This is a genomic window from Streptomyces sp. NRRL S-87, assembly GCF_000719335.1.
Classification (GTDB): domain Bacteria; phylum Actinomycetota; class Actinomycetes; order Streptomycetales; family Streptomycetaceae; genus Streptomyces.
On record NZ_JOGB01000016.1, the window covers coordinates 142,936 to 153,482 of the forward strand.

General features: G+C 74.6%; 9 protein-coding genes. 7 read left to right on the plus strand and 2 right to left on the minus strand.

What is annotated here, in order from left to right:
* Window positions 1-11: 11 nt before the first annotated feature.
* On the plus strand, window positions 12-995 hold the full coding sequence (locus tag IF43_RS0112815) for a helix-turn-helix domain-containing protein (RefSeq protein ID WP_030198640.1): 984 nt from the start codon (window positions 12-14) through the stop codon (window positions 993-995).
* 33 nt (window positions 996-1,028) lie between these two features.
* On the opposite strand, the gene IF43_RS0112820 is transcribed toward IF43_RS0112815, so the two are convergent.
* Complete coding sequence (locus IF43_RS0112820) at window positions 1,029-2,852, minus strand: BTAD domain-containing putative transcriptional regulator (RefSeq protein ID WP_030198643.1); 1,824 nt, start codon at window positions 2,850-2,852, stop codon at window positions 1,029-1,031.
* A 438-nt stretch (window positions 2,853-3,290) separates the two neighbouring features.
* Here IF43_RS0112820 and lanKC point away from each other — a divergent pair, with 438 nt between their 5' ends.
* A complete protein-coding gene (lanKC, locus tag IF43_RS0112825; RefSeq protein ID WP_051795233.1) occupies window positions 3,291-5,864 on the plus strand; it encodes a class III lanthionine synthetase LanKC in 2,574 nt (857 codons plus the stop codon).
* Between the two features lie 98 nt (window positions 5,865-5,962).
* Window positions 5,963-6,085, plus strand: a complete 123-nt coding sequence (locus IF43_RS43470) for a hypothetical protein (RefSeq protein ID WP_267884775.1) — start codon at window positions 5,963-5,965, stop codon at window positions 6,083-6,085.
* Window positions 6,086-6,223: 138 nt separating this feature from the next.
* Here the strand turns inward: IF43_RS43470 and IF43_RS0112835 are convergent, their stop codons facing one another.
* The gene (locus IF43_RS0112835; RefSeq protein WP_078910114.1) at window positions 6,224-6,760 is read right to left on the minus strand and encodes a winged helix-turn-helix domain-containing protein; all 537 of its coding nucleotides are present in this window, start codon (window positions 6,758-6,760) and stop codon (window positions 6,224-6,226) included.
* Between the two features lie 220 nt (window positions 6,761-6,980).
* Between IF43_RS0112835 and IF43_RS0112840 the strand changes: the two genes are divergently transcribed.
* The 4 genes from IF43_RS0112840 (at window position 6,981) to IF43_RS0112850 (ending at window position 10,447) form a co-directional block, all read left to right on the plus strand.
* On the plus strand, window positions 6,981-8,204 hold the full coding sequence (locus tag IF43_RS0112840; RefSeq protein ID WP_051795237.1) for an acyl-CoA dehydrogenase family protein: 1,224 nt from the start codon (window positions 6,981-6,983) through the stop codon (window positions 8,202-8,204).
* 121 nt (window positions 8,205-8,325) lie between these two features.
* Complete coding sequence (locus tag IF43_RS0112845; RefSeq protein ID WP_030198653.1) at window positions 8,326-8,784, plus strand: Rrf2 family transcriptional regulator; 459 nt, start codon at window positions 8,326-8,328, stop codon at window positions 8,782-8,784.
* 138 nt (window positions 8,785-8,922) lie between these two features.
* A complete protein-coding gene (locus IF43_RS43875) occupies window positions 8,923-9,021 on the plus strand; it encodes a putative leader peptide (RefSeq protein WP_369405186.1) in 99 nt (32 codons plus the stop codon).
* 298 nt (window positions 9,022-9,319) lie between these two features.
* Window positions 9,320-10,447: an aliphatic sulfonate ABC transporter substrate-binding protein gene (locus tag IF43_RS0112850; RefSeq protein WP_030198656.1), complete on the plus strand. Its 1,128-nt coding sequence runs from the start codon at window positions 9,320-9,322 to the stop codon at window positions 10,445-10,447.
* Window positions 10,448-10,547 lie beyond the last annotated feature (100 nt).

Below are 10,547 nucleotides of genomic sequence, written 5' to 3' on the forward strand. Positions count from 1 at the left end.
TAATGCGGTGCATGGCGAACGCGAGACTGGGCGAGGCCCTGCGACTCCTCGGGATCGACCCCGTGGCGGGCCGGGTGTACCTGGCGCTGCTGGAGCTCGCCCCCGCGCCGCTCTCCGCGATCGGGGAGGCGGCGGGACTGGACGCGGCCGGGCTGGCCGCCGCGTACGGCGAGCTGGTCGATGCCGGGCTGGCCAGTGCGGCCGTGGCGGGCGCCGACGTGGTGGCGCCGGTACCGCCCGCCGCGGGCCTGGAGGTCCTCGCCAGGCACCGGGCGGCCGAGCTGGAGGAGTCGCGCATCACCGTGGGCGGCGCCTTCGAGTCCTTCCGCCGGCAACGGCTCGCGGCGTACAACGACAACCTCGTCGAGGTCGTGACCGGTGACGCGGTCGGCCCCCGGATGCGGCGCGCGTGGGCCAGCGCCCGCGAGCAGATCCGGCAGCTGGACTCGCCGCCCTACTTCCCGCTGGCCGGGGCCACCGACGACGCGCTGGCGACACTCGCCCGGGGTGTGACCCAGCGCGTCGTCTACTCGAGGGCCTCGCTGGAGGTGCCCGGTCAGCTGGAGACGGCCATCGAGCCGTGCATCGAGGCCGGGGAGCAGGCCCGGGTGACCCCGGTGGTACCGGTCAAACTCGTGATCATCGACGAGGCGTACGCGCTGGTGTCCCTGTCGATCAGGGAGGCGGACGTGCACAACACGATGCTGGTGGTGCAGCCGTGCGGTCTGCTGTCCGCGCTGGTCGCCCTGTTCGAGCAGACCTGGCAGGCAGCGCTCCCCCTGCACGGGCGCGCCACCGTGCCGGCCGGCCTGCCGTCGGCCGACCGCCGGCTGCTCCGCCTCCTCGCCAGCGGGGCGAGCGACGAGGTCATCGCCCGCGAGCTGGGCATCAGCCGCCGGACCTTCTTCCGCCGGCTGCAGATCCTGATGGCCCGCCTGGGCGCGGAGAACCGCTTCCAGATGGGCCTCCAGGCACAACGCTGCGGCTGGCTGTGACGTGTTCCGCGGTGAGCTTCTCCGCGGGTGAGGTCAGGCCGGAGCCGGCGTGCCACGGGTCGTCCCGACACCCGAGCTGCGGACGTACAGCCGTACCAGGTGCGGCAGTTCGTACCGCGCCGCGTGGGCGATGACCTCGGTGCGGGGCGACGTCACCATTCCGGCGTCGATGAGCGCCTCCACCACCCGTACGGCCTGCCGCTCGTCGCAGCCGAGGGCCTCGGCCGCCTCGGTCAGGCCGAAGGGGCCCTCGCCGGTGCCCGCGGCCAGCCGTCCCGCGTCGCGGCCCCACTCCGCGGGCAGCGCCCGCCAGCCGTTGGCCAGCCACCGGCGGACGGACACGTCCCCGGAGGTCAGTTCGTCCAGCGCCCCCGCGGGGTCGGTGAGCCGGTCCGCGAACTCCCGCAGCGGCACGTGGCGGAGCACCGCGAGCCGCATCCCGCTCACCCGGACCGCAAGCGGCGACCCGCCGCAGGCGCGCACGATGCGCAGGGCGGCCTCCCGGTCGGCCCGCACCCGGCCCTGGCCGACGAGCCCCGCGAGCAGGTGCACCGACTCGGCGGTACCGAGCGGCGGGACGGAGACCCGGTGGACGGGCGCCAGCCCGCCCAGCTGGCCACGCGCGGTGAGCAGGACCCTGCCCCGCCCGCCGCACGGGAGCAGCGGGCGTACGGCGCGTTCGTCGGGAACGTCGTCCAGGACCACCAGCACGCGGTGCTCCGCCAGCCATTCCCGCCACGCCTCCGGCCCGGGCGCCCCTAACTGGCCGGTCCGTTCGGCGAATTCCGCGAGAACCGCGGACAGCGGGCGGGTGAGGCCGTCCGCGTCACGCATCGATACCCAGAGCCGCCCGTCGGCGAACCGGTCGCCGAGCAGGTGGGCTACCCGCACCGCCAGTGTGGTCTTCCCGGCCCCGGCGGGGCCCGACAGCAGCACGCTGCGGCCGGCACCGCCGTCCTGCAAGAGGTCGACGAGGTGGCGCAGTTCCTCGTCGTGGCCGGTGAAGTCGACGAGGTCGGGCGGCAGAGCGGCGGGCGGCGGAGCGGCCGCCGGCCGGGCGGCCGGGCCCGCCCCGGCCCGGTCGTCACCGGCGAGGATCGTCCGGTAGCGGGCCGCCATGGCACCACCCGGTGCCAGGCCCAGTTCCCGGGCGAGCAGCTGCCGGTAGTCGTCGTAGGCCGCGAGCGCCTCGGCCTGCCGGCCGGACCCGCTCAGCGCGCTCATCCAGGCGGACCGGAGCCGTTCCCGGAGCGGGTGCCGCTCCACGAGGTCGCGCAGCCCCTCGACGACCGCCGGCGCGCCGCCCAGCTCCAGCTCCGCCTCGGCCCAGCTCTCGTAGGCCGTCAGGTGGCGCAGCTCCAGCCGTTCGGCCTCCTCGGCCAGCCGGGGCGACCGTCGCAGGTCGTCGCCCAGCGGCGGCCCCTGCCACAGGGCGAGGGCCTGGCGCAGCAGTCGGGCGGCCGGGCGGGGCTCCTGGCCCTCGGCGGCCCGCACCAGGGAGCGGAACCGCAGGAGGTCGAGCTCGTCCTCCGCCACCCGCAGCACGTAGGCGCCACCGGTGTGGACGAGGCGCGGCCGGTCCGGGTCGTCGTCCGCGAGCAGCGCGCGCAAGGCGCTCACGTACACCTGGAGGTTCTTGCGGGCGGTGCGCGGGGGCTCCTGCTGCCAGACCGCGTCGGTCAACGCGGCCACGGACACCGGGGTGTTGGCGGAGCCGAGCAGGGTCGCCAGCACGACCCGCTGCTTCAGCGGGCCGAGGGGCAGCGGGCGGTCGTCCCGGCGGACGGTGAGCGGTCCGAGGACGGAGAACCTGAGCGTGCCGGGTGGCGCCGCGGGCTGCGCGAACGGACGCTGCATCGAGCGAACCTCCTCAAGGTGACGGGAGTTGGTCGGTCCACTCGATGATCGGCGGCCCGGCCCCGTCACGCATCGGTGCCGGACCCGCACACGCGCGCCGCCCCGCGCCCCCGCCTTGGGGACCGGGCCCCATGGGCATGCGCGAGCCCCGCCGGGATCCGCTCCCGGCCGCCCCGGCGCTGCGGCGGCTGACGCCCGCCTGCCGCAGCACCGCCCGGCAGGCCCCGGCCACCGGCGGTACGCCCGCCTGGAGGCAGTCCTCGGCGGTCCGCGGCCAGGCGACCGGGAGTGCTCTACCGGTCGTGTGCCGCCGCCCAACCGTTTCCATACCGGCCGGCCGTAGCGTCTGCCAGGACCGATGGCCGCCCCGTACTGCCCCGCGAGGAGATTCCCGTGCTCGATGGCTTCGGCGAAGCGCTCGCGGACCGGGAGTACTAAGTGCCGCTGCCCCGCGTGGCCGACCCCGGGCCGAGCTTCGCGCCCAGCGAGGTGCCGCCGGGGGTGCGCGGCGCAGCCCAGGGCATCTGGACGGTCTGGGGCGGGCCGGGGACCGGGTTCGCCGAGCAGGGCTGGAAGATCCACGTGTCGGCGCGGCTGGACCGGGCGCAGCACGTGCTCGACACGGTCGCCGGGATCTGCTTCGCCGAAGGCGTGCCGTTCAAGCACCTGAGCGCCCGGCTCTTCTTCCTGTTCCTCCATCACAAGCACGCCGCCCGGGTCCAGGCGGGCAAGTTCTGCGCCGTCTACCCGCCGGACGCGGCGACCGCCCGCCGGCTGCTGGAGCGCCTGCGGGACGCGCTCGACGGGGAGGAGGGACCGTACGTCCTCACCGACCGGCGCTTCCGCGACTCGCGGACGGTCCACTACCGCTACGGCTCCTTCGGCGACCACAGCCGGCTGCGGGCCGACGGCACCCGGGAGCCACTGGTCCGCGACGGCGCCGGCCGCGCGGTCGTGGACCAGCGGCTGCCCGCCTTCCAACTGCCCGCGGGGATCACGGACCCCTTCGTCGAGGAGCAGGAGCAGCCCCACGCGGGACCGATCCAGATCCGCGACTACGAGGTGACCCGCGCGGTGCGCCTGAGCAACGCCGGCGGCACCTACCAGGCCCTTGACCGGCGGACCGGCCGCACCGTCTTCCTCAAGGAGGCCCGCGCCCACAACGGCCTGGTCTTCGACGGGACCGACGCGCAGCAGCGGCTGCGGCACGAGTACGACGTGCTGCGCGAGGTGCACGCGGCCGCCCCCGGGGTGGGCCCGGAGCCGCTGGACCACTTCACGGAGTGGGAACACGACTTCCTCGTCACCGAGTTCGTGGCGGGGCAGCCGCTGGTGGGCTGGCTGAGCCGGTCCTCCCCGCTGGCCCGCGCCGACCGCACGGCCGAGTCCGTCGCCGCGTACTACGGGGCGTGCCAGCACCTGCTGGCCGGGCTGGACGCCGCGCTCGCGCGGCTGCACGCCGCCGGCTACCGGTTCGGTGACCTCAGCCTGGGCAACGTCCTGGTCACGCCGTCGGGCGGGGTCCGGCTGGTGGACTTCGAGGCGGCCTCGGCGCTGTCCGCGGCACCCTCCGGGATGGGCACTCCCGGGTTCACGCCGCCGCCCGGCCTGCTCCGGGCCGACACCGATCCGCTGCTGCAGGACCGGTACGGCGTGGCGGCGGTCGCGCTCTCCTTCCTGGCGCCGTTCCACGAGATCGCCGAGCACGCGCCCGCCAACCTCGCACTGCTGCGCCGCGACCTGGCGGACGTTGCTCCGCCGCAGGACCTGTGGCAGCGGGCTACCGCCTTCCACCTGATGCGGGGCCGGGCGCAGGAGCAGGTTCCGGACCGGGCGCAGGACGGGGACGGCGCCGAACGGCTGCCCTCCCCCGCCGAGTTGGACGCCGATCCGCGCGGCTGCCTCACGCGGCTGGCCGACGAGGTGGCCGCGGGGCTGCTGGAGACGGCCGACGCCGACCGGCCGGACTGGGCGTTCCCGCCCTCGCCCGAGGCGTTCCGGACCAACAACGTGTGCCTGGCCTACGGCACGGCCGGGGTGGTGCACGCCCTGCACCGCGCCGGGGCCCCGGTGCCGGAGGAGATCCGCGAACGGCTGCGCCGCGACGCGCTGGCGCTGCGCGACGCGCTGCCCCCCGGCCTGCTCGTCGGCTCGGCCGGCGTCGCCCGGGTGCTGGCCGGCCTCGGCCGGCTGGACGAGGCCGTCGACCTGCTCCGGGACGCCGACGGCCATCCGCTCACCGCCTCCTGCGGCACGCTGGCCGGCGGGCGGGCCGGGGTCGGCCTGGGCTGGCTCGCCCTGCACCGGCTGACCGGGGAGGGCAGCCACCTGGAGCGTGCCGCCGCGGCGGGCGAGGGCCTGCTGCGCACCCCCGACCTGCCGGCCACCCTCGGCGAGCACGACGCCCGCGGCCTGCTGCACGGCCGCTCGGGGGTCGCCCTCTTCCTCCACCGCCTGGCCCGCGCCACCGGCGAGGACCGCTACCTGGAGGCGGGCCGCCTGCTGCTCCACCAGGAGCTGGAACGGACCTTTGCGCTGGACGACGGGGCCCTGTCCGTCTCCGACAACGCCCAGCTCACCCGCGCCATGCCGTACCTGGCCACGGGCGCGGCCGGGGTCGCGGCGGTGCTCACCCGCTACGTGGCGACCGCGCCGGACGAGCGCTGCGCCGCGGCGCTGCCGCGGCTGGTCGCCGGCATCCGGGTCTCCTGCGCCACCAAGGAGGCGGGCCTCTACCGGGGGCTGGCCGGACTGAGCTGGTTCCTGACCGGGCACGCCGAGCTCACCGGCACGGACGCCGCCCGCCGGGACGCCGTGCGCGCCGCGACCGGCCTGCTGAAGTACGCGGTCCCGTACCGGCGCGGTGTCCGCTTCCTCGGGGCGGGTTCGCAACGGTTCACCGCCGACCTGTCCAGTGGCGGGGCCGGTGTCCTGCTGGCCCTGCACCGCGTGCTGGCCGGCCCGCTCCTGACGGAGCCCCGGCACGCGCGTCCGGTCCCGGCCGCCGGTTGACGGCACCGGGCGGGCCCCCATGAACGCCTGGGCACGGGGACGAACAGCTCCGTGCCGAGGTTCGCAGTGACCGACCGATACGACCCGAGAAGAAAGTGGTGATCACCGTGAGCCAGATCCTCGCGCTCCAGTCCCTGGACACCGAGCCGGAGTCCTCCTTCCTCCCGCCCTGCTTCAGCGTCGCCTGGAGCATCACCGACATCTTCCCCGAGCCGATGTAACGAGCCGGCGCCCGGGAGGGCCGGGACCGGTGGCCGCGCCACCGGTCCCGGCCCGGTGCGTCGGGGCTCGGGCCACCCCCTGCACGCCTCCCGGCCCGGTCGGGCGGCCGGTGTCCGGCACCCCCTCCGGGATGCGGGTTACCGGTGGCCGGGTACGTACTTGTAGCCGACGCGACGCACGGTGGAGATGCGCCCCCGGTGGGCCGGGCCGAGCTTGCGGCGCAGCCGGGCCACGTGGACGTCGACCGTGCGGCCGTCGCCGATGTGGCCGTACCCCCAGATGCCCGAGATGAGGGCATCACGCGTGTGGACGGTGTGCGGGTGCGTCACGAAGTGGGCCAGGAGGTCGAACTCCAAGTACGTGAGCTCCAGTTCGCGCCCGTCGACCTCGACCACCCGGCGTGCCCGATCGACCTGGATGACGTCGTCGGAGTGGACGGGGCCGGCGCCGGGGCGCAGGTCCGGTGCGGGAGCTGTGCCGGGGCGCAGGTCCGGTACGGGAGCGGGAACGGGAGGCGGCGGTGCCGAGGGGTCGGGGGGCGGGATCTCCGGGCGTACGCCGTGCGCCTTCATCAGCGGCACCGGATCGACGTCCGCCGGAAGGAACACGAGGTACGCGACGCGACGGGGGTCGACGTGCCTGCGGCGTACGAGCATGGGCTCAGACGGGGACATGGCCACATCGTGAGGTGCGCGACGGGCACCCGCCAATACTTCCCTACTGGTTCCATAGGAATTGTGCACCGCGGGGGCCGGTCGCCCCGGGGGGCGGGGCGGCGGCCCGTCCCCGTCTCCCATGGCGGGACCGGGCTGTCCAGCATTCGATCACGCTCTTGCCGGACAGGCCGCTTCGGGCAAAGATTCCTATCAATCCGATGGGAAAGGTGGGATTCAAGTGGACCGCGGCCCGTCGGCGATACCCGTGGCGACGCGGGCGAGCACTCCCGACAAGCGGTCCACCGGCCAGTCGCCCCGCGCACTCCTGCGCACCGTCCGCGACGTGGCCGACGACCTCGCCGCGGACGCCCTCGGCCGCGACCAGGCGGGCAGGCCGCCGACCGACGAGCTGGCCCGGCTGCGCGAGGCCGGTCTGCTGGCGGCCCTCACCCCGCCCGGACCCGGCCGGGGCGCCGACTGGCAGACCGCCTGCACCGCGATACGGGAGATCGCGGCGGCGGACAGCTCCGTCGGCGCGGTACTCGCCCGCCACTACGCGTACGCCTGGAGCGCACGCCTCTACGCGGGTCACCACCACGCCGGCCTGGAAGAGGAGTCGGCGCGGGCGCAGTGGCTGTGGACCGGAGCGGTCCGCACTCCCGCACCCCACGACGACACGACGGGTTCGGATCTCACCCTGAGGCCGCGCGGCCTCGGTCACCTGCTGAGCGGACGCCGGTCCGTGGACACGGTGGCGGCCCTGGCCGACCAGATCGTGGTGGACGCCGTGTGCGCCGTGACCGGTGACGTCCTGGTCGTCCGCATCGCCCCCGGCGCACGGGGCGTGACCGTCGACACCGCGCACGACCGCCTGGGGCAGCGCGTCTCCGGCGCGGGTGAGGCCGTCCTCGACCGGGTCACCGTCGCGCCCGGGCAGGTACTGGGTCGCCGCCCGCCGGACACGGAGCCGGCCGCGCCCGTCAGCACGCTCGCCGACGCGGTCGTGCGGCTGGCCCTCTGCCACGTCGGCCTCGGCATCGCCGAGGGCGCCCTCACCGAGGCGCGCGACCTCAGCCGGAGCGGTCGGGGCCACCGGCTGCCGGGCGACCCGGACCTGCTGATGACGTACGGGGAGCTCGCCTCCGCCGCGCAGACGGCCACCGCCGTGGTCGGCCGGGCGACGACGGCGACGGCCCAGGCCCTGGAGGCGGGCGCCCACCCCGACGCCGAGGAGGCCGCGGGCCTCGCGGCCCTGGTCGCGACGGCCGAGACGGTCACGCCGAAGGCGGCGCTGCTGGTCTCGGCCCGGGTGCTGGAGCTCGGCGACGCCCCAGGACTGGACCGGTTCTGGCGCAACGCCCGCGTCCTGACCGCCCACCTCCCGGTCGCCCAGCGCCTGCGTTCCATCGGTGAGCACTACCTCAACGGCCCGCACCGCGCGGGGGCTGCGGCCTTCGGCTGACCCGGGGCGCCCGTGCGGCCGGAACCACGACCCCACCCCTTCGACCGCCGGACATCGCCGTCGGCCCCGGACGGCCGACCCGCCACGGACGGGGCCGCGAGACGTACGGGATAATGTCCGCATGCGGATCTCAGCCAGGGCGGACTATGCGGTACGTGCCGCGCTGCAGCTTGCCGCGTCACAGAACGACGCACCACTGAAGGCCGAAGCCATCGCCGACGCCCAGGACATCCCGCACAAGTTCCTCGAAGGCATCCTGAACGACATGCGCCGCGGCGGACTCGTGCTCAGCCAGCGCGGCGGCAACGGCGGCTACCGGCTGGCCAAGCCGGCCCGGTCGATCACCATCGCGGACGTCATCCGCGTCGTCGACGGCCCGCTCGTCTCGGTGCGCGGGGTGCGGCCCCCGGACCTCTCCTACACCGGGCCCGCCACGTCGCTGCTGCCCCTGTGGGTCGCCCTGCGGGCCAACGTGCGCGAGATCCTCGACGGCGTGACGCTCGCCGACGTCGCGGCGGCCGAACTGCCCGCCCACGTGTCCGAGCTGGCCGAGGCCACCGACGCGTGGGTCAATCCCTGACTCCTCCCCCACCTGCGCTTTCTCGCATTCTGAGATGACTTTGTCCACTATGTGATCCACCCCTTGGGGGCGGATGCGCCGCTCTGCCAAGATGCCTACCAGCCCGGTAGGAAAACTAGGGATCTTGAGGAGGCGACCGTGCGGACACCACATCACGCAGACCTGACGTCGCCCCTGACCTGCCGTCGGCACATCGACCTGCTCCGCACCTCCAGCGCCATCTGTCGACCCGTCTGACACGACACGCGCCGCGGGACCCGGCCCCACGCGCGGCACGGCCGCGCGCCGTGCCGCCCCGCTCCCCCGCGGCCCGCCGGTCACCGCCGCCCACCACCGCTGCGGGTGCCACCTCCCCGCACGCCGTACGCGGGCCCGGCGCCCAGACCCAGGGCGCTCCGCCGCGGCACCCGGACCCTCCGCCACCCCGCCACCGCAACCCGTCGCCGGCGGTCGGGTCCGCTCGACATGCGCGCCGACGGCCGCCCGTCGCTCCTTACGCACTTCCCCGAACACCATCCCGTGAAAGGACACCTCCGTGTCTGCCGCAAGACCGCACACCACCCTGCGCCGTTCCGTCCTCGCCGCCGCCGCCCTGCCGCTGCTGCTCGGCTCGCTGGCCGCCTGCAGCTACGGCTCGAAGGCCGCCGAGGACGAGAAGAAGGGCGCGCAGTCCGACGTCGCGGCCACGGGCAAGAAGCTCTCCGCCGACACGGTCCGCATCGGCTACTTCCCCAACCTCACCCACGCCACGGCGCTGGTGGGCGTCCAGGAGGGCCTGATCGCCAAGGAGCTGGGCGCCACCAAGCTGGCCACGCAGACCTTCAACGCCGGCCCCTCGGAGATCGAGGCCCTCAACGGCGGCTCCCTCGACATCGGCTTCATCGGCCCCTCGCCGTCGATCAACGCCTACGTCAAGTCCAAGGGCTCCAACCTGCGGATCATCTCCGGCTCCGCCTCCGGCGGCGTGAAGCTGGTCGTCAACCCCGACAAGATCAAGACCCTCGACGACGTCAAGGGCAAGAAGATCGCCACCCCCCAGAAGGGCAACACCCAGGACGTCGCGTTCCTCAACTGGATCGCCGACAAGGGCTGGACGGTGGACTCCGAGAGCGGCAAGGGCGACGTCTCCGTCGTGCGCACCGACAACAAGGTCACCCCCGACGCCTACAAGTCCGGCTCCATCGACGGCGCCTGGGTCCCCGAGCCCACCGCCTCCAAGCTCGTCGCCCAGGGCGCCAAGGTCCTCCTCGACGAGACCGCCCTGTGGCCGGACAAGAAGTTCGTCATCACCAACGTGATCGTCTCCCAGACCTTCCTCAAGGACCACCCGGACGTCGTCGAGGCCGTCCTGCGCGGCACCGTCAACACCAACGCCTGGATCAACACCCACCCCGACCAGGCCAAGGCCTCCGCCAACACCGCCCTGAAGGCCCTGTCCGGCAAGGAACTCGCACCCAAGATCATCGACCCCGCCTGGTCGAGCATCCTCGTCACCGACGACCCCCTGGCCACCACCCTCAAGACCGAAGCGCAATGGGCGGTCAAGACCAAGCTGATCAAGCAGCCCGACCTGGCCGGCATCTACGACCTCACCCTCCTCAACAAGGTCCTCACCGCCGCCGGCAAGCCCGCCGTCACCGACGCCGGCCTCGGCACCAAGTAACCCCCACCCGCCCGTAAGCCCCACTCCCAGGAGGTGACGACCATGGCCACCGTTCTCGCCAAGGCTGCCCAGGAAACCGCTGACCCGGTGACCCACGCCG